Source organism: Staphylococcus sp. HMSC035D11 (assembly GCF_001836075.1).
Classification (GTDB): domain Bacteria; phylum Bacillota; class Bacilli; order Staphylococcales; family Staphylococcaceae; genus Staphylococcus; species Staphylococcus hominis.
Genome location: NZ_KV827261.1, coordinates 58,717 through 80,005 on the forward strand (window position 1 = coordinate 58,717; position 21,289 = coordinate 80,005).

Annotated in this window: 17 protein-coding genes; 8 read left to right on the top strand and 9 right to left on the bottom strand. The window is 32.3% G+C overall.

Going from position 1 to position 21,289, the window contains the following annotated elements:
• Positions 1–29 precede the first annotated feature (29 nt).
• Positions 30–1,673 carry an APC family permease gene (locus tag HMPREF2647_RS07355; RefSeq protein ID WP_048762191.1) on the bottom strand — a complete coding sequence of 548 codons (1,644 nt, stop codon included), beginning with the start codon at positions 1,671–1,673 and terminating at the stop codon, positions 30–32.
• Positions 1,674–1,975: 302 nt separating this feature from the next.
• Complete coding sequence (locus HMPREF2647_RS07360) at positions 1,976–3,031, bottom strand: 2,3-butanediol dehydrogenase (RefSeq protein ID WP_002448606.1); 1,056 nt, start codon at positions 3,029–3,031, stop codon at positions 1,976–1,978.
• Positions 3,032–3,478: 447 nt separating this feature from the next.
• On the opposite strand from HMPREF2647_RS07360, the gene HMPREF2647_RS07365 reads away from it, so the two are divergent.
• Genes HMPREF2647_RS07365 through HMPREF2647_RS07380 form a run of 4 tightly spaced genes read left to right on the top strand, consistent with a single transcriptional unit; the run spans position 3,479 to position 7,055 of the window.
• Positions 3,479–4,777: a betaine/proline/choline family ABC transporter ATP-binding protein gene (locus HMPREF2647_RS07365; RefSeq protein WP_070859810.1), complete on the top strand. Its 1,299-nt coding sequence runs from the start codon at positions 3,479–3,481 to the stop codon at positions 4,775–4,777.
• The gene (locus HMPREF2647_RS07370) at positions 4,777–5,412 is read left to right on the top strand and encodes an ABC transporter permease (protein ID WP_017174996.1); all 636 of its coding nucleotides are present in this window, start codon (positions 4,777–4,779) and stop codon (positions 5,410–5,412) included. The genes HMPREF2647_RS07365 and HMPREF2647_RS07370 overlap by 1 nt, the downstream gene beginning before the upstream one ends.
• Positions 5,413–5,436: 24 nt before the next feature.
• On the top strand, positions 5,437–6,375 hold the full coding sequence (locus HMPREF2647_RS07375) for an osmoprotectant ABC transporter substrate-binding protein (protein WP_048762189.1): 939 nt from the start codon (positions 5,437–5,439) through the stop codon (positions 6,373–6,375).
• A gap of 2 nt (positions 6,376–6,377) precedes the next feature.
• Positions 6,378–7,055 (top strand): ABC transporter permease, encoded by a 678-nt coding sequence (locus HMPREF2647_RS07380; protein ID WP_070436362.1) that lies wholly within the window; start codon positions 6,378–6,380, stop codon positions 7,053–7,055.
• A 63-nt stretch (positions 7,056–7,118) separates the two neighbouring features.
• Here the strand turns inward: HMPREF2647_RS07380 and lrgB are convergent, their stop codons facing one another.
• From lrgB to HMPREF2647_RS07400, 4 genes are all read right to left on the bottom strand, one after another.
• Positions 7,119–7,820, bottom strand: coding sequence for an antiholin-like protein LrgB (gene lrgB / locus HMPREF2647_RS07385; RefSeq protein ID WP_002448343.1), 702 nt, complete (start codon positions 7,818–7,820; stop codon positions 7,119–7,121).
• Positions 7,820–8,275, bottom strand: coding sequence for an antiholin-like murein hydrolase modulator LrgA (gene lrgA, locus HMPREF2647_RS07390; protein ID WP_017174993.1), 456 nt, complete (start codon positions 8,273–8,275; stop codon positions 7,820–7,822). The genes lrgB and lrgA overlap by 1 nt, the downstream gene beginning before the upstream one ends.
• A 235-nt stretch (positions 8,276–8,510) precedes the next feature.
• A complete protein-coding gene (locus HMPREF2647_RS07395) occupies positions 8,511–9,281 on the bottom strand; it encodes a response regulator transcription factor LytR (RefSeq protein ID WP_017174992.1) in 771 nt (256 codons plus the stop codon).
• Entirely contained in the window at positions 9,282–11,036 is a 1,755-nt protein-coding gene (locus HMPREF2647_RS07400) for a sensor histidine kinase (RefSeq protein WP_069723821.1), read from the bottom strand.
• A gap of 264 nt (positions 11,037–11,300) precedes the next feature.
• Between HMPREF2647_RS07400 and HMPREF2647_RS07405 the strand changes: the two genes are divergently transcribed.
• From HMPREF2647_RS07405 to HMPREF2647_RS07415, 3 genes are all read left to right on the top strand, one after another.
• Positions 11,301–12,701: an MFS transporter gene (locus HMPREF2647_RS07405; protein WP_070859812.1), complete on the top strand. Its 1,401-nt coding sequence runs from the start codon at positions 11,301–11,303 to the stop codon at positions 12,699–12,701.
• Between the two features lie 257 nt (positions 12,702–12,958).
• A complete protein-coding gene (locus tag HMPREF2647_RS07410) occupies positions 12,959–13,891 on the top strand; it encodes a 2-dehydropantoate 2-reductase (RefSeq protein WP_017174989.1) in 933 nt (310 codons plus the stop codon).
• Positions 13,892–13,991: 100 nt separating this feature from the next.
• Positions 13,992–14,465 carry a DUF1440 domain-containing protein gene (locus HMPREF2647_RS07415; protein ID WP_048762183.1) on the top strand — a complete coding sequence of 158 codons (474 nt, stop codon included), beginning with the start codon at positions 13,992–13,994 and terminating at the stop codon, positions 14,463–14,465.
• 56 nt (positions 14,466–14,521) lie between these two features.
• Here the strand turns inward: HMPREF2647_RS07415 and yidC are convergent, their stop codons facing one another.
• Together yidC and HMPREF2647_RS07425 are read right to left on the bottom strand one after the other, a co-directional pair.
• Entirely contained in the window at positions 14,522–15,364 is an 843-nt protein-coding gene (yidC, locus tag HMPREF2647_RS07420; RefSeq protein WP_048762182.1) for a membrane protein insertase YidC, read from the bottom strand.
• 96 nt (positions 15,365–15,460) lie between these two features.
• On the bottom strand, positions 15,461–16,954 hold the full coding sequence (locus tag HMPREF2647_RS07425; protein WP_070859815.1) for a serine hydrolase domain-containing protein: 1,494 nt from the start codon (positions 16,952–16,954) through the stop codon (positions 15,461–15,463).
• 272 nt (positions 16,955–17,226) lie between these two features.
• Between HMPREF2647_RS07425 and HMPREF2647_RS07430 the strand changes: the two genes are divergently transcribed.
• On the top strand, positions 17,227–19,053 hold the full coding sequence (locus tag HMPREF2647_RS07430; protein WP_070859817.1) for an APC family permease: 1,827 nt from the start codon (positions 17,227–17,229) through the stop codon (positions 19,051–19,053).
• Between the two features lie 53 nt (positions 19,054–19,106).
• Here the strand turns inward: HMPREF2647_RS07430 and HMPREF2647_RS07435 are convergent, their stop codons facing one another.
• Complete coding sequence (locus HMPREF2647_RS07435) at positions 19,107–21,203, bottom strand: cation:proton antiporter (RefSeq protein ID WP_070859819.1); 2,097 nt, start codon at positions 21,201–21,203, stop codon at positions 19,107–19,109.
• Positions 21,204–21,289 lie beyond the last annotated feature (86 nt).

The following is a 21,289-nucleotide window of genomic DNA, read 5'->3' on the forward strand; positions in this document are numbered from 1 at the left end:
TCTCTAACTTGTTTCAGACGTTTGAATGATTATTCGTTACCTTTAGCAGCTGCTTCCGCTTCTTCTGGCGAACCATCTTTCATTTTTTTATTGATTTTCTTAGCACGTTTGAAGTAAATACTATTGAAGTGACTTGAAGAACCAATTTTATAAAAAATGAGGGACAACACAATAATAGCAATAAAGTCATATGGGTAGTGAATCCAGTTCATACCTTTAAATTCTTTACTACCTATAAATGACATAGCAGCTAATAAAATAAGATAGACAATAATCCATAAGCTACCGCCAATTTGCTTTTTAGTATTTTTCCAATTCATTTTATATTCATAGAAGAAGTAAATTGGTAAACCTAAAATAATAATTAAAATAACTTCTGCTGTAGTAGGCCACATTGCCCAATAAATGGCCAATGATGCTAATACGAATGATAAAGGTGCCATGATTTTTAATAATTTACCACGGAAGGGACGATGCAATTTAGGCCCCATTTTACGTAACGCAATAACGGTAGTAGGACCTGTAAGATAGGCTACTAATGTTGCAGTTGAAATAACAGCTGCAAGTACCCCCCAATCGCGGAATAACGTTACCATGATCATACTCATGACAGCATTAAATGCAATCGCAACACGTGGAATATTATATTTTGAATTAATTTTTCCTAAGAATTTAGGAATATGACCATTTTTTTCCATAGCGCTTAATACGCGACCAGTAATGGCTACAAATGATACACCAGTACCAAATGGAGATACTACGGCTTCAATATAAAGTAAAATGGCTAACCAATTAATACTTAATAAAATTGCCATGTCTGCAAATGGTGAATTAAAGTTAATACCGTGCCAACCATGTGAATGAATCATTGATTGTGGCATTGAAGTGATAAATGTACTTTGTAAGATAATATATAAAATTGCACTTAATATTAGTGAAATGCCGATACCACGTGCAATGTTTTTCTCAGGATTTTTAATTTCTGAGCCCATATTAATGATCGTTTGGAATGCATTAAATGAGAAGATAATACCTGATGTTGTTGTTGCTGCAAAGATAGGAGCACTACCATATGGCATAAATGTATTCAAGGAATGACCATAGTTTCCTGCATCAAACCCTGAGATCGTTAACATAATAATTGTTAGGAGTGGCACCCCTAATTTAAATACAGAAATTAAACTTGTAAATGACGTTAATAATTTTACAGACCAATAATTTAATAATGAAAAGACAATGATGATAATGTAAACAACAAATAAACCAACTGTACTTATAGAACCATTATGCATCAATGCCTGAGTTGGCTTAGCCCAGTCCCAAGGCCAAGAGCTGATATATTGGACTGCAGATACTGCTTCAATTGGAATAATCGTTACGAGTGAGACCCAATTTGCCCATGCAGCAATGAAGCCAAGTAATGAACCATGTGTATATTGAGCATAGTTACTCATGCCACCAGATTGTGGAAACATTGTTCCTATTTCAATATAGTTATAAGAAATCGTTCCAATAACTATGAAACCTATGACCCATGAGATAATGGCTGCTGGTCCAGCTACTGAAGATGCTTCCCATGCGCCAAAGAGCCAACCAGAACCAATTAACGAACCTAAACCGAGTAACACGAGTTGCGTTAGGCTAATTTTATTATCGTTTTTATTCTTTCCCATAAATACTCCTTTTAATTTATTTTATTTTTTATAAAAAAAACACGATATAATTATACGCTTATCATTTAATTAGTCAAACTAAATATTTAATAGATTTCAAAATATTATTAAAAGGAGTTTATTAAATTTTTTCTATAATATAATGATGATAATGTTATGAAAAAGTATGTAGTGAAACCGATGTAGAAAGGGAATAAATGATAAATAAAAATAGAGATAACAGGCATAGAATCGTATGATTTGAAATAATACAAAAAACCCTGTAAAGCAGTTTTCCTGCTTTACAGGGTTAAAACATTTAATTAATATTTTTGGTCACCATTTAATTTCACTAGGATTTTAGCTTGTGATTTATCATTCACTAATTGATTGAATCCTGATTCAACGATGTCAGCTAATTCAATTTTATCTGTTACAACGCTCTTAACATCTAAGCTGCCATTTGCGATTAAATCAATTGTTTGTTGGAATGTTGTTGGTGTATAAGCAATAGTAGACGTTAATTTAACACCAGAGTTTGTCAATAACATTGGATCAAAGTTAACTTCGTGTGCAAAGATTGAAACAATGACAACACTACCTCTTGGGCGTGTTACTTTTACAGATTGTGCTAATGTTACGCCAACACCAGCTACTTCAAAGGTTACATCTACACCGTTTTCAGTATGTTCGTTTACGAATTCTAGTGGATCAGTATGACCAGAGTTTACAACGTGAGTTGCGCCCACTTCTTTAGCTTTAGCTAAACGTTCTTCTGATAAATCAAATACAAAGATTTTACTAGCACCAGCTGCTTTAGCTGCAACGACTGTTAATAAACCAATTGGACCTGCACCAAAGATAGCCACTGTATCACCAAATAATAAGTTACCTTCTTTAACAGCTTGCACTGCTACTGCTGTTGGTTCAACTAATGCACCTTCTTGAGCAGACACATTTTCAGGTAAGTGATACACATTGTCTTCAGGTGCATTAGTAAATTCAGCGAAACCACCATCTGAACCCAATCCGATGAATGTATACCCATCATATAAATCTAAATTTTCTTCTTTTTCACGTGCAGAAACAGTTGGGTTTACAACGACACGGTCACCTTTTTTATATTTTGTAACGTCTTTCCCCACTTCTTCAACGATACCTGAGAATTCATGTCCTAAAGTTACAGGTGCTTTTTGACCTAAGAATGGATCAGGTTTGTCAGTTGAAATAAATACTGGACCTTCTAAATATTCGTGTAAGTCAGTACCACAAATACCAGCCCAAGATACTTTAACTTTTACTTCGTTATCTTTTAATTCTTTTGGTTCACGATCTTCAACGCGAACATCTTTTTGACCATACCATACTGCTGCTTTCATGATATATAACATCCCTTTCATAATAAAAAACACTTTGTAATTATAGATTAATACTAGGAACTCAGAAATTCAAATATATATAAATGAATTGTTAAACACTTTAGAAAAATTTGACAATTTTTCGAACTTTAATTGCAGACAATATAAAAAAGTTGGAATGTACTATTTACAAAGAATAGTTGTATATAAGTAATGTTAAATTTAAAAACTTAAAAAAATAATTAGGTAAAAAAATTAATTATTACATATAAATAATGTTTCAAAAAATTATAAAGGGTATATAAGTATAGGTGGTGGAATTTTAACGATTTCTATTAAAATGCAATTTTTTAAAACTTTATTACGCAATGGCCATATGGTTCTTGATTGAGACAATCAAAAATAGAATACTTTGGCTTTTTTGTATTTAAAATTTTCCATCATTAATACGATAGAAGGGGACATCCTATGACGCTTAGTATAAAGAACCTTACTAAAATTTATTCTGGAAATAAGAAAGCAGTCGATAATATTTCTTTAAATATTGAAGCTGGAGAATTTGTTGCATTTATTGGAACAAGTGGTAGTGGTAAAACAACAGCATTAAGAATGATTAATCGCATGATTGAACCTACAGAGGGTTCAATTGAAATGAATGGTAAAGATGTACGTAACATGAATCCAGTAGAATTACGTCGTAGTATTGGATACGTGATTCAACAAATTGGATTAATGCCACATATGACTATCAGAGAAAATATTGTGCTCGTTCCAAAACTTTTAAAATGGTCTAAAGAAAAGAAAGATGCTAAAGCAAAAGAGTTGATTAAATTAGTCGATTTACCTGAGGATTACTTAGATCGTTATCCGTCTGAACTGTCGGGTGGACAACAACAACGTATTGGTGTAGTTAGAGCGCTTGCAGCAGAACAAGACATTATTTTGATGGACGAACCGTTCGGGGCATTAGATCCTATAACTAGAGATACGTTACAAGATTTAGTTAAAGATTTACAAAGAAAGTTAGGAAAAACATTTATTTTTGTAACTCATGATATGGATGAAGCGATTAAGCTAGCAGACAAAATTTGTATCATGTCGAAAGGCCAAATCGTTCAATATGATACACCGGACAATGTTTTAAGATATCCAGCAAATGATTTTGTTAGAGAATTTATTGGACAAAATAGACTGATTCAAGATCGACCAAACATGAGAACGGTTGAAGATGCAATGATCAAACCAATTACTATTCAAGCTGACGATTCTCTTAATGATGCAGTCAATATTATGAGAACCCATCGTATAGACACTATTTTTGTAGTGAATAATAAACATCGTCTTTTAGGGTTTTTAGATATTGAAGATATAAATCAAGGATTACGTCAAGGTAAAGAATTAATTGATACGATGCAGCGTGATGTTTATAAAGTACATATCGATTCAAAACTACAAGATTCAGTGCGAACTATTTTAAAGCGTAATGTACGTAATGTGCCTGTAGTAGATGATCATGATACATTAATTGGACTGATTACACGAGCAAACTTAGTAGATATTGTGTATGACTCCATTTGGGGTGAAGAGAATGAAACGAGTCACTCTTCTAAAACCTATTCAAATGAAGTTGAGCGAGAGAATGAACGTCAAAATGAAACACAACAACGTTTAACAACACAAGGTACACAACGTTATCATGAAGATATTATGAACGGAACAGATAGAGAACATACCCATAATACGGATGATACGGGAGTGGATCGTTAATGAGAGACTTTTTTGCACAATACGGAGAAGAACTCGTATCGAAAACGATAGAACATTTCTATATTTCTATTATTTCGTTACTTATTGCTATTGTCGTAGCTGTACCACTTGGTATTTTATTATCAAAAACAAAACGTACGGCGAATGTTGTATTGACTATTGCAGGTGTACTTCAAACGGTACCAACACTTGCCATTTTAGCGCTTATGATTCCAATTTTTGGTGTAGGTAAGACACCAGCAATTGTAGCTTTATTTATCTATGTATTATTACCTATCTTAAATAATACAGTATTAGGAGTTCAAAATATTGATAAAAACATTATTGAAGCTGGAACAAGTATGGGGATGACAAAACTTCAATTAATGAAAGATGTGGAATTACCCCTTGCCTTACCATTAATTATTAGTGGTATACGTCTTGCAAGTGTATATGTCATTAGCTGGGCTACACTTGCGAGTTATATTGGTGCAGGTGGTCTAGGTGATTTAGTATTTAATGGCTTAACTCTCTATGAACCACCAATGATTATTAGTGCTACAATTTTAGTGACTTGTTTAGCACTAATTGTGGATTTCTTATTATCTTTAGTTGAAAAATGGGCTGTACCTAAAGGTCTTAAAGTATCTAGATAGTTTAAAAGGGAGGAATGAACAGCTATGAAAAATATTAAATATATATTTATCGTTCTTACATTGTCTCTCGTAGTATTATCTGGATGCGGCTTACCCGGTTTAGGTGACAGTAATTCGAAAGACAGTGTGAAAATTACAGCGACTGAAAGTAGTGAAACCAAAATAGTAGCAAATATTGAGAAATTAATGATTGAACATTATACAAATGGAGATATCAAACCAATCATTATTGGAAATTTAGGTTCAAGTATTGTTCAACATAATGCACTTATGCGTGGAGATGCTAATATGTCAGCGGTGCGTTTTACAGGAACAGAGTTAACCAGTGTACTCGATGCACCCCCAACTAGAGATGCGAATAAAGCCATGGATGAGTCACAGCGATTATTTAAAAAGAAATATGATCAAAAATATTATCATTCACTTGGCTTTGAAAACACGTATGCGTTTATGGTAACAAAAGAAACTGCTGATAAATATCACTTAGAAAAAGTATCAGACTTAGAAAAATATAAAGATCAGTTACGCTTGGGTATGGATACGCAATGGATGAATCGTGCCGGAGATGGATACCCAGCTTTCCAAAAAGAGTATGGCTTTAAGTTCAAAAGTGCACGTCCAATGCAAATTGGTTTAGTGTATGATGCACTTAAAAACAAAAAATTAGATATTGCCGTTGGTTACTCCACAGACGGACGTATTGCGGCATATAATTTGAAAATCTTAAAAGATGACCGTAACTTTTTCCCTCCATATGATGGCAGTCCATTAGCCACAGAAGAATTAATTAAAGACCATCCAGAGATTGATAAAGCTTTAACAAAATTAGAAAATACAATAAGTACAAAAGAAATGCAAAAACTGAATTATGAAGCAGATGGAAAAGGAAAAGAACCAGCCGTCATTGCAGAAGAATTTATTAAAAAACATAACTATTTTGAAGATAAGAAAGGTGGTCAATAACAGTGAAAGGGAATTTGTTAAGTTCGCTTTATGAATATTACACTTTGAATTTTGGCTATCTGATGGAACTCTTTTTTAAACATTTATTAATGTCTATATATGGAGTATTGTTTGCATGTATTATTGGCATTCCAATTGGTATTTTAATTGCACGTTATTCAAAAATAGCATGGCCAGTGATTACTATTGCTAATGTTATTCAAACCGTGCCAGCCATTGCAATGCTTGCTATACTGATGTTGGCGTTAGGGCTCGGTCCATCAACGGTTGTATTTGCAGTATTTTTATATTCCTTGCTACCGATCATAAAAAACACCTACACAGGTATTACAGAAGTTGACTACAATATTAAAGACGCAGGTAAAGGTATGGGAATGACCAATAACCAAGTTATGCGTATGATTGAGCTTCCACTATCGCTATCTGTAATCATCGGTGGTATTCGTATTGCACTTGTTGTAGCAATAGGAATTGTTGCTATTGGTTCATTTATTGGTGCACCGACGCTAGGAGACATTATTATTCGTGGAACGAATTCTACTGATGGTACAGTCTTTATTCTTGCAGGTGCGATTCCAATTGCATTAATTGCGATTTTAATTGATATTGGTCTACGTTTATTAGAGAAAAAATTAGATCCCACACATCGTTCTAGTAAACAAGTACAAAGTTTAAGATAAATTAAAAGCGTTGCTTAGACGATGACTAAGTTGTTACTTAGTTCGTCAGCAACGCTTTTTTTATTAGAATAATAGTGAAGCAAGTGGTGGTACGATTACAACAATAATCACACCTACAATTACTACTGCAATACTTCCCATTGATTCTTCTGTTTCTCCTAGTTCTTTAGCAGCGGCAACACCAAGTGTGTGTCCACTTGTACCAAGAGCTAAACCACGTGCAATTGGATTTGAAATTTTAAACATTTTTACAATTTTTCCACCTAATGCTGAAATAACGACAGCGTTAAGGATAACTGCTAATGATGTTAATTCTTTTACACCACCGATACCGTCAGATACTGGTAAGGCAATCGCAGTTGTTGCAGCTTGAGGTAACATAGACGCACTAATTTGATCACCTAAGTGGAATAATGTTGCAACTAAATAGATTAAGATTAAAGCTACTAGTGTACCCACAGCAATACCACCAAAAATTTGTAACCAATATTTTCTAAGTACTTGACGTTTTTTATAAAGTGGAATCGCGAAACTAATTGTTGCAGCTTCTAAGAAGAAGTTGATAATATCTCCACCAATTTTATAGTTATCATAACTAATACCTGTTACTTTTAAAAAGACAATTCCTGCCACCATCGCTACAAATAAAGGTGCCAGTAGGAAAAAGCCATTTGTTTTTTTATAGAAATATTGTGCAATAATATATGGAATTAATGAGACTAAAATACCAAAATAAGGTGTTGTAATACCTAAGTGATCAGCCATTAGTTTTCCTCCTTAAGTCGTGTTTTTTCATTTTGTTCTTCAGTAGGGAATAATGTTTTTGTTACAAATAATTGTGATACATAGCCCACACTGACTAATAATAATAATGTTGAAATAATAATTAATAGAATAATTAAAATTGGATGTTGACTTAAAAGTGGTAACGAATTAATAACTGATACACCGGCTGGTACGAATAAGAAGCCGATATTATTTGTTAGAGCGGTTCCCACACCCTCTACTTGACGTAATTTTACGACTCCTGAACTTAATAAAATAAATAATAATACGAGTCCGATTACCGATGCAGGCATTGGAAACGGAATAAATGATTCAATAATTTTTGAAACAAATAATACAGCAACAATAGTTAATACTTGGATAAAGAAATTGTAAGTTTTACCTGCTTTCTTATTTCCTTGAGTATTAGCGGTAGTTGAATTGTTTTTCGCCATATTGATACTCTCCCTCTTTTTCTTTTCTCTTGATGTTAGTATAAAATGAAACCGCTTTCTTGAGTTAGATTTAGAAGTGAGTTACGAAAATTAATAGGTGAGTTGCAGTATTTTCCAGTTGAAAATCAGAAAGTGTTTATAGAACAATAAATGAACTGTGATGTCATTAAAAAAGCTTTTAATCTAACACTTGATCATATGAAGTGTTAGGTTAAAAGCTAACTTAGAATATATATTAAGCAAGACCAATTTCTTGTTTAAATGATTTCATAAATGAACGACTAACTTGAAATTTAACATTCGTTGTCATTGTCACTTGATACGTATAATTAAACCAGTGTTCGACACTTTCGATATACTGCTTGTTAATAATCGTAGCTCTATGAATTTTTATAAACAACTGCTTAGGTAATTTCTTCTCATAATAATTGAGCGGTTCTGTCGTTTCATATGTTTTTTTTAAAGTCGTAATAGTCGAAATTCCATTGTTCACAGAAATCGCAACAATATCGTCTAAATTGATGACATAAATACGCTCATCCACTTCGATAGGAAGTACACTTTGATGATTAGTATAAGAAGAAGTATTCGTTTGTGATTGTGGAGAGTGGATAGGGTCTGACAATGTTTGAATCTGTTGTTTAGCGTTTAATAATCGTTTTACTTTTTGAACTGCTTGTTCAATTCGTTCTAATTCAAAAGGTTTTAATATATAATCAACTGCATCTAATTCAAATGCTTTGACTGCAAACGTATCATGTGCCGTAGCAAAAATGATATAAGGGGGTTGTTTCATTTTTCGAATTTTATGAGCTAAATCAATCCCATTTTCATCCATTAAATTAATATCTAAAAACACTAAATCATAGGTGTGACAGAGCAGTTTTTCTAAAGTGTCTTCAATATTTTCAGCTTCATCGATTATTTCGAAATCAGATATTTCATTTAATAAGTAATGTAATTCATTACGTGCTAATGGCTCATCGTCAACAATAAGTGTCCTCATTTAACGTTCCTCCTTGATTAAATGATATGGAATCTTACAGGATACTGTTGTTCCGTAATTAGATGTATCAAAGTGTAATTTTGCATTAGAACCATATAAACCAGTGAGACGGCGATTTAAATTTTCTAGTGCACTACCAGTTCCAGTTTCTGAAGCCACACTGATTTGTCCAAGTGAGGGTAATTTTTCAGGCGCTATACCATGTCCATTATCACTAACTGATAGTTTTAATGAGGCTTCTTTGTATTGAACGTCTACACAAACAATGTTATCTTTTCGTCGATGTTTGAATGCGTGTTTAATTGCATTTTCCACCAAAATTTGAATGATGAATGGTGGAATTAATACTTGTTTATAGGCATCATCAATATGATATTTAATTGTAAATCGATCTGGAAAACGTGCTTGCTCTAATGATAAATATGCTTTGACTTGTTGTAATTCTTTTTCTAAAGTAATCGTGCTATTACGCGCACCTTGTAAGTTTGATCTGAAAAATTGACTCAATTGCAAAAGTAACTTGCGTGCTTTTTCACTGTCAATACGTACAAGTGCTGAAATGGTGTTAATCGCATTAAAGAAAAAGTGTGGATTAACTTGAGCTTGTAGAGACTTAATTTCAGCATCTCGTAATAATTTACTTTGCGTTTCGGCCAGTCCCAGTTCTAATTGACTTGAAAAAATATCTGCTAAACCCCGAGCAAGTTGTTTAGTTGATGTCGTAATATGGTTATAGTCTGTAAAATAAAATTTTAAAGTACCTGCGACGTTTCCATTCGTCATTAAGGGCACAACGATAGCTTCTCGAAGCGGACAATTCGGATTATTACATCCAATGTCCTCTTTTGAATTGGCTTCTTTTAATTGGCCTGTACGTATGACTTCTTTAGATAAATTAGTAATGATTTCTTTTTTAGCGACATGATGATCACTACCCGCGCCTACGTGTGTTAAAATATCGGTTTTATTGGTAATTGCCACAGCAGATACTTTCATTAGCCTCAGTATAATTTCAGCTACAGGACGAGCAGATTTTTCATTTAATCCTGAACGAAAATAAGGTAGTGTTTTGTTTGCTAATTCAAGGACGTCATGAGTTTGAATTGCACGTGTTTGCTCTTCTTGTTTTAAAGTAGACAGAATAATAGATAAAAATAACGCAGTTCCAATACTATTAATTAATATCATCGGTAAAGCAATAAATTTTACCAATGCCCAAGCATTAGAAACATCATCAGCAAAAATTAAAATACAAGCCATCTGAATACTTTCGTTTATTAATCCAATCATGGCACCTATTAAAACAGTTGGATAGCGATTATGTCTCATGGTGCGATATCCATAAAATCCAGAAATTAATGCAATGATGACTGATGAAAATAGGTAAATATAAGCATTTGCGCCACCAATGAGGATTCGTGATAAGCCCGAGATAATACCAACGATAATCGCTACAAAAGGACCACCAATTAAACCAGACATTCCAATCGTTAATACCCGTGTATTCGCAAGTGACGTTTCATTATTTAGATGATAGTAAATATTACTAGAAATAATTTTGCCATGCTCAATTTCAATTCCAGTAAAGTTAGAAATAATTGCGAATAATGAAAATAAGATGGTGAGTTCTATTTGAGCACGTAATTTTTCACGTGCACTCATAATCGTCTTGAAGTGATTAATATTCATTAAAATGTAAGCAATAATAATAATTAAGCCTACACGTTCAAGTAATAAAATAAATAAATTAAACATTTTTGCACCTATTAAGTATATTAATAAAATTCAAAATTTTTACTACACTTTTTATTATAGTATGGAAAATTTAAAGTTGATAGTTTAAAATGTTTACTTATAAATACTTAGCACTTAATTTATATTAAATGATAATTTATTTTGGAAAATAATATTTAAAAAGAAAAAAAGATTTTTATATCCCATTATAGTAAGCTATGATAAAATTTTAATGTAGTTTAAAATTATATAGTTTTTGGGCAAAGTAGGAGGAATTTTTTTATAATGGAGTCTTCAAAAGAATTTAAGGGAGATAATCGGTTACTCGTTGGAATTATTATTAGTGTATTAACATTTTGGTTGTTTGCGCAATCGTTACTTAATATTGTGCCAACACTACAATCATCATTTAATACCGATTTGGGTACTATTAATATTGCAGTGAGCTTATCTGCCTTATTTTCTGGTTTGTTTATTGTAGGTGCTGGAGATGTTGCTGATAAATTTGGTCGCGTCAAAATGACTTATTTGGGACTAGGCTTAAATATCATTGGTTCATTATTATTGATTATTACACCAGTTCCATGGTTATTACTGATTGGACGTGCTTTGCAAGGTTTATCAGGTGCATTCATTATGCCATCAACTCTTGCGATAATTAATGAATATTACATGGGAAAAGAAAGACAACGTGCATTAAGTTTTTGGTCTATTGGCTCATGGGGCGGAAGTGGAATATGTTCATTGTTTGGTGGATTTATCGCTTCAACAATAGGATGGCAATGGATTTTTATTATTTCTATTGCTTTGTCAATACTTTCATTTTTCTTAATTAAACACACGCCAGAAACAAAAAATGAACCAGATACGGATACAGACAATAGCGGTTCAAAATTTGATTTTATAGGTTTGATTTTATTAGTTATTACATTATTAAGTGTCAATGTGATGGTAACACAAGCTTCTGATCGTGGATTATTATCACCTGTCATTCTATCGTTATTTGGAATATTTTTAATTGCTGGTATATTCTTTGTTCTTCGTGAATTTAAAACTGAGAACCCACTTGTTGATTTTAGTTTATTTAAGAATAAAGGATATAGTGGTGCTACACTTTCAAACTTCATGCTAAATGGAGTAGCAGGTGGTACGCTTATCGTAGTAAATACATATTACCAAAGTCATTTAGGTTTCACTTCATTACAAGCAGGTTTAATCTCTATCACTTATTTAGTAGCAGTGCTTGTAATGATTCGTGTAGGTGAAAAACTATTACAAAAATTAGGTGCTAAAAAGCCATTGCTTATAGGTAGTGGATTTACATTTTTAGGGTTACTACTTTTATCACTAACCTTCTTACCTAATTTGTTTTATATTATTTCAAGTATTATTGGTTACCTACTATTTGGTATTGGGCTTGGTATGTATGCCACACCATCTACAGATACAGCAGTTGATCAAGCGCCAGATGATAAAGTGGGTGTTGCCTCTGGATTGTATAAAATGGCTTCATCACTAGGAAATGCATTTGGTGTAGCTTTATCAAGTACGATTTATGGTGTTTGTGCAGCGAAAATGAATTTAGAACTTGGTGGTTCAGCGGGCGTACTCTTTAATGCCATCATCGTTTTAACTGCTTTCTTTGTCATTTTCTTCTTAATTCCAAATAAAGCTAAACGTGCTTAATTAAAACTGGATATTAATAAAATTTAAATCTGAGGTGCGAATAGAGTACCTCAGATTTTTTTATATTGAATAAAAGAATAAATGTAAACATAATAATGAGTCCTTATACAGGGGGATAATGACTTCTACGTCAATTATTGAAAAATAAAAAAAGTTCTAAATTTATCAAATTATTTAGAATATTCTGTTTATATTATTGACGATACTTTATTAAAGTAGTATTTTAAAAATAATATTAAAAGAAGGAGTCGAATATTATGAAAATAGCAATTGCTGGTTCAGGAGCGTTGGGAAGTGGTTTCGGTGCAATGTTATATCGCCAAGGTAATGATGTGACACTCATTGATGGTTGGGAGCCACAAGCAACAGCTGTAAAACATGAAGGTTTACATATTGATATAAATGGAGAAGACTATCATTTAAATATTCCTATGTATCAAGATACAAAAATACCAAGTGATCTTCAATTTGATATTGTATTTTTATTTACAAAAGCTATGCAACTTGAGAGCATGCTAACACATATCCAGCCACATATTCATGATACAACAATTATGGTTTGTACAATGAATGGTCTAAAACATGAAGAACGTATTGTAAATTATGTAGATAAATCACGTATTGTTCGTGGTGTAACTACGTGGACGGCCGGCTTAGAATCACCTGGACATACTCATTTAATGGGTAGTGGTCCAGTAGAGATAGGTTCTCTTGTGCCAGAGGGACAGAATAATGTTGAAGTGATATATAATCTATTAGAACAAGCGAAGCTCAATCCACATAAAAGTGAAGACTTGCAACAATCTATTTGGAAGAAGATTTGTGTAAATGGGACAGCAAATGCGCTATGTACAATTTTAGAATGTCGTTTATCAACATTAAATGAAAGTGAATATGCAAGAAAACTTGTATATGACATTACTAAAGAGATAGTAGAAGTTGCTACTGTTGATGGTGTACATTTAAATGCAGATGAAGTCTATCATTATCTTATCGATTTAAATGATAAAGTAGGTCCACATTTCCCATCAATGTATCAAGATTTGATTAATAATAATCGACGTACTGAAATTGATTATATTAACGGAGCAGTGGCTCGCTTAGGTTCAGAACATCATATCGATGCGCCAATTAATCAATTTGTAGCGAATATGGTACATGCCAAAGAAGAGCAACGTCAAGCTAAGTAAATAGAGTGTAAAAGTGAGTTAAAAGTGATTAACTCACTTTTTAATTTTTAATTATTAAGGGTAAATACAATATATAGTGAGATAAGGAGTTGTGAAAATAATGAAACAATCAACGAAAAGAGTTATCATGACAGGCGTTATTGGCGGATTATTAAGTGGTGCAGTTAAAATGGGATGGGAAGCACTCATCCCTCCTAGAACGCCACAACGTGAAGAAGAACCACCACCAATGACATTACTGCATAAATTGAATTTACCTGATAATGTTAAACATGCTACGTACCGTTATAACGAGAACGATATACCTATAACTGTCATGGGTATTCATTATGGTTTTTCAATTGCAAATGCTATGGTATATGGATTACTTGCTGAAAAGTGTCCAAAAGTAACGACATTAAGAGGTACATTCTTCGGTATTTTGATTCATATTGCTTTTCATGAATATATACTGCCTAAATTAAATCTAACACCACAAGTTAAAGATTTACCTAAAGAAGAACGCATTTCAGAATTATTAGGTCATATTGTTTGGATGAATACGATTGATTTAATACGAAATAGTCATCGATAAATAAAAAAGGAAGCGCGTGAGAGTCACGCGCTTCCTTTTTTATATAATTGATCTTATCAATGGTTAGAAGTGCTTAAAGATGTTTCTGAAGTAGTTTGACGCTTTGTTTCTATACGTTGTCTTAATTTTTCTCCCTCAATTTTACCCACTTTCGCATAATGACTATGAGCGAAATGCATTTGAATAATTAAAAAAGTTGCACTTATAGCCCAATATACACTTAACGCTGATGCTGAATGTAATGATGCATAAGTAATAAATAAAGGGGATAACACCATCATGACATAATAAGATCGACGTTCATTTTTGGGATAATGGATTGAGTTGACAAGGGGTTGTATAAAATACATCACAGCTGCAATGATGGTCATGATTATATCAGTATGCATTAAATTAAACCATAAAAAATGAGGATGCTGAGTAATACCACCACTTGTTGGATATTTAATTGACGTATATAGTCCGAGAAGAATTGGAATTTGAATTAAAATTGGAAATGTACCAATTAAATTTTTAAAAGGATTGATTCCATACTCATTATATTTTTTCATTAATAATTTATTTGCTGCACGTCGTTCTTCAGGCGATTGAGCTTCTTTAATTTTTTCTTGAATTTTATTAATTTCTGGTTTTACGACCTCTGTTTTGCCACGAATAACATGAATATTTTTTACTTGAATACACATGAGTGGCATCAGTATTAAACGCAATATAAATACAATGACGATAATAGCTAAACCATAGTTTTCATTGAATGCATGTCCTAAGACATGAAGTAAAGCATCCATCGGTTTTACAAATATAGTATAAAATAGGCCGTGTTGTTCTTCTTTATGAGAATAGTCACAACCTGCAAGCATTATTAAGGCCATCGGTAATAAGAACCATTTCTTTTTCATATTTAAACTCCTATACACTGTCTTTAATAATCTTAGTCTTAGTGATATAAGCTTAACATAATAATGAAGAAAAGAAGAAATACATGTTTTAATAGATTATATTGGTCGTTTGGATCGCGTTATGATGTTTAGGATAAAATAACTCCATAGACTTGTCAGTAATAAGACGAAGCTAAATAATGTTATTTTCGCTTGTAATGGTAACCATGACATCATAAAACGCCAATCAGAATTTGATAATAAAAGTGTTGGAAGTAAGTGGAGTATCGCTAAAATAAGTGTAAAAGTTAACATCATCATACTTATTTTGATGAGTAATCCACGAGACATCGTTTTAAAATGAATAGACTTAAATTTAAAAATTAAACGATAGATTATTAGGAAAACACTTGCTACAGCTATTAGCAAAATAATAGTGATGATGATAAATAGGATATTCCACTGATTAATAAGATATTGTAACGTTTTAATATGTTGACCATTACTCATTTGTGTATTGAGATGCTGTGCAAGTTCGGCTACATTTTTTGAATAGCTATTAGCAAGGACTACAATGCCATAATCTTTTTTTGGATTTAAAATAATATATGAAGAATAGTTTTCAAGTGTACCAGGATGATATACAATTGTTTCTGAATGATTATCATCAATAAACCAACCTGTTGCATAGTGAACGTCTTGAGAATTATCTATTGCTTTAACTTTAGGTTGATGTGTTAGTTGAACTAATGATGCTACCTTTTTTGGCGGATTAAGTTGAAACTTCAACCAAGAGGCTAAATCTTTCGTGTTAGTCATCATATAGGCAGCTGGATTATCTCCTAAATTAAATTCAGGACTATCAGCATAAGCTTTTCCTTTTTTGATTACATACCCTTGAGCATCATTGTTCTTTTTCATATTACTTTCCTTTACAGTTGATTGTGTCATATGTAATGGAGTGAAAAGATGTGTGCTTAAGTAAGTCGCATATGATTGATGTGAAACCTTTTGAACAATCAAACCTAAAATATCATAATTCATATTGGAATATTCAAATTGCTTGCCAGGTTTAGCATCTAAGTTACGTCCTTTGATACTATGAACAAGGCCTTCTAGACTGTTTGTGTCTTTTGTGATTTTGTCATCATTTGTGATGTCTCCTGAAATACCACTTGTTTGAGCAATCAATTGATCTACTGTGATATCTACTTTTTTATGATTATATTTCATATAGAAACTTGGAATATAATGACTGACTTTATCATTGAGATTGATTTTATGTGCCTCAACAAGTTGCATTATTGCATAACCCGTAAATGCTTTGGTATTTGAAGCAATTTCAAAACGCGTATTTGGTGTGACTTTGGATTTCTTTTTAATATTTGAAAAACCATAGCCTTTATTAAGAATCGTCTTATTATTTTTTACAATAAGAATGGACATTCCTGGAATATGATCGTCTTTCATTTTATTAACAATCATGTTATCGATATAACTTTGTGACGATGGACTAAACATTGAATAACTAGGTTTTAATTTAATAGCTATGGAAAGAATAATGATTCCTACTAATAAAATCATCCCAAGCATGATAAAATTTTTTCTCATTTTCCCTTACTTCCTTACTTAATACTCCTTAAAATTAAACCTCTAAAAATAGTATAGCAAGTTTAAACTTAAACCGCTCTATACAAATATTAAATACTGTTGATACCTCTTTATAACTAGTAAAAAAAGATATACTCTAAAAATATAATTGTAAAAAGTTACTTAAAATGTAATTTATACTAAATTATTTCCGCGGAAATGTATACTTTTTCACTAAATGGGAGTATATTTTATCCATTAAAAATGAATATAAAAAGAGGTAAGGATGGATTATGTTCACTCAATTTAAAAGACTTATTATTGGTAAGCCAAAAAAAAATAGAGACTTAAAAAATGAAAAAATAAGTAACTTTAAGGCTTTAGCAATTTTATCTTCTGACGCATTATCTTCAGTAGCATATGGTCCAGAACAAATTTTAATTACTTTATCTGTGGTTGGAGCTATTGCATCTTGGTATACATTACCTATTGCGGCTGCTGTTTTAGTGCTACTTGCAGCATTGATTCTATCATATCGTCAAATTATATATGCTTATCCTAAAGGCGGAGGAGCGTATATGGTTTCTAAAACAAATTTAGGAGAAAAATGGGGATTGCTTGCAGGTGGCTCTTTATTAGTTGATTATATTTTAACCGTCGCAGTAAGCATTTCATCAGGTGCCGATGCTTTTGTCGCAGCATTTCCAGGATTATATCACCATAAAGTATTCATTGCATGTTTATTAGTACTATTTATTCTAATAATGAATTTACGTGGTTTAACAGAGTCAGCAACTGTGCTCTCTTATCCAGTATATTTATTTATAATTGGATTAATAGTCATGATTGTTATTGGAACATGGCAAGTGGCAACCGGACAAGCAGAACCTCATATGCAGGCGACAGTAGGAACCGCAGTGCCAGGTGTCACATTATTTTTATTACTTAAAGCATTTTCTTCAGGTGCATCATCTCTAACAGGTGTAGAAGCTATTTCGAATGCAGTAACAAACTTTAAAGATCCTGGTTCTAAAAATGCAGTTAAAACGTTAATTACTATGGGAATGATATTAGCTTTCTTACTTGTAGGTATTGTGGGATTAGCATATTGGTATGGTATTATGCCACAGACTGAAACAACTGTATTATCTCAACTTGCAATGAATATTTTAGGGCATAATGTAGGATATTATTTTGTACAAGTAACGACTGTCATGATTCTTGTCCTTGCAGCTAATACTGGATTCACAGCTTTTCCAATGTTAGCTGCAAGTATGTCAAAAGATAAATATATGCCACGTATGTTTAACGTAAGAGGAGACCGTTTAGGTTATTCAAATTCAATTATTACATTAGGCATTTGTGCAATGTTGCTTATTATCTTTTTCCATGGTAAAACTGAAAATCTTATTCCTTTATATGCAGTAGGTGTGTTTATTCCATTTACACTAGCTCAATATGGAATGGTTTTAAAATGGATTCGTGGTCGTGAAAAAGGATGGTCTACTAAACTTATTGCAAATGCTATAGGGGGTACTATTACTTTTATCGTATTTATGATTTTCTTAATTACGAAATTTAACCAAGTATGGCCAATCTTAATTTTTTTACCGATTGTTGTATATATATTTACGCGTATTAATAGACATTACAAGGATATTGCTGAGCAACTTAGCACAACTAAAATTGTTCAAGATATGCCAGTGGTCGATAAAAATCTAGCGATTGTACCCGTTAATACGATCACTACAGCATTAAATAAATCTATTTATTATGCACATATGATTGCAGATGATGTGATTGCTGTACATGTATCTTTCGGAGATCAAACTGATAATTTATTTATTGAAAAATGGAATAAACAATATCCAGATATTAGACTAGTGACGTTACACTCAGAATATCGCAGTGTCATTCGTCCGATTTCTCGATTTATCGATAAAATTAATAAAAAAGCGAATGATCAAAACTATGTCATCACAGTGGTTGTCACTGAATTTATTCCTAAAAAACCATGGCATAACTTTTTACACAATCAAACGAGTTTGCGATTAAAAATGCATTTATTCTATCAAAAAAATGTTATTTTAGCGACGGTTCCTTATAAATTACAAAAGTAGAAGAAAATAAAAAGAACTCGAGAGATACAGGTCTCTTGAGTTCTTTCTATATATTAATGATTTAATTCCTTGGCAAGTACAATTTCATTATAGTTAATATTTTCACGTAATTGTGCGGCAATTTCATTTGTAACTTTATTTCTAGAAATCAATTCATCTAAAATTTGACGTTGAGTATACAATGCATCTAATTTGGCATCATATTGTTGTTGAGTATTTAATTCATACATGAATTTATTTTCCTCACGTTGACGTTTTCGATTATGATGTTGTCTTAACTTACGTGATAATGCATAATATTGGTTGATAATTAAACTGACTTCGAGAACATTTGTGCTATTTTGTTCTTCTTGAAGTCTTAAAGTCACCTGACGATTAACAATACGTATGATGTGTTGTACTTTTTTAAAGTTATGTCTTAATTCTTTTCTGTCAGTATAGCGTTGTTGTTCAAATGATGATTGATTCACACTTTTACGTGAATCTTTTCGCGCTTTAAATCTAAGTATGATTAACTTACTAAAACGATTCAATTTCTCAATAAAAGACATTTCTCTAAATGATTGTGTCAATTCCATTACTTTGCGATAATCACTTAAATCTTTTTTAGTAATACGCTCCTGTTTAATTAACTGTTGAAGCGTCTCAGTTTCAACATCTTCTGCAATGTCTCTTAATCGATGTAATTCTTTCGTATTTTTATCATCACTTTCCATGTCGATTAAAAATGATAATTCATTAAAATATTGATTCAGAATAGGTCGATAATCAATATCTTTGTGTGTATCTGCTTTTTCTTTTAATGTGCGAATAACATGTTGAATCATGAAAATTTTAGCTGATTGATAACTCATACCTTTGAAGTGTGATTGTTGTTCGGATGGCGTAATGAATGGAAGGATCATTTGTGCAAAAATTAAACTGATAAGTACCATCATTGAAGCAATAAAGAGTAAATCATTTCTATGATCAAAGTTTTGATTGCCGTTAATAATGAATGGTAACGTTAACGCCATTGACAATGAAATCGTTCCATGAATACCACACAAGGTCATAATAAATGCATAACGACTCCGTTTTGGTGGTTGTGTTTCTTCTTCTTCATCGAGATATGCTTCAACGTTTTTTGGATAGTAAAAATCTTTAAACCAAACATAGACCCAAATAAATCTAAAGATATAGATGGCAAATGCTATGAGGAATGCCACCACAATTAGAAAAACTAAATTTTGTGGTTCATTACGTACAATTTCTAAAATAACTTCTGGCACAATATATCCTAAAACGACGAAGACAAAGCCATTTAATGCATAACTTAATGTATTCCAAATTTGATTGTAGTTCATTTGTAATTCAGTTTGGGCACGAATGAGACGATCTCGTTCTAAACCATGAATTAACCCAGCTACCACAACTGCAATAATCCCAGAAGCATGGACTTCTTCTGCAATAAAATAAATGACAAAAGGAGTAAGCAATTGGATGAAAGTCAATGTATTACTATCTTTTAAACCTTTATTAGACGTGAGGTAAACACGTAAACTGACGACTAAAGCACCAATTATTGCACCTACTAAAATACCAAGAAATGTTGAGAGTAAAAACTGACCAATTGCATTCATAGCTGAAAAACTACCTGTTACCAGAGCAGTGACTGCAATTTTAAAAGAAATAATACCTGCAGCATCATTTAATAGAGACTCTCCTTCTAAAATTGCCATAGACCCCTTGGGTAATACTTTACCTTTAGTAATGGCTGATACAGCAACTGCATCTGTCGGACATAAAATAGCTGCAATAGCAAAAGCAGCTGGCATCGGTAAATTAGGCCAAATCCAATGAATGAAAAAGCCAACTCCAATCACAGTTGTAAATACTAATCCCATGGCCATAAGCACGACAGGTTTTCGGTATTCTAAAAGCTTTTCTCTAGAAACATGTGTCCCTTCCACAAATAAGAGTGGGGCAATGACAGCCATCATAAAAACTTCTGGTTCAAATTTAAAATGTAGTGGAATGGGGAAGATGAATAGCGCTACACCTAAGGCAATTTGAATGAAAGCTGTTGGAATGTTGGGGAAGCGATGATAAATAATAGAACTAATGATAACGGCAAGTATAAATAATAAAAAAGCTTCTAACAATTCCATATGTATTATGACTCCTTTCTTTTTTAAATACTTAATATTTTATCATGATTAAAAAAATAATGAGATATTTTAGTATATGTCATTCT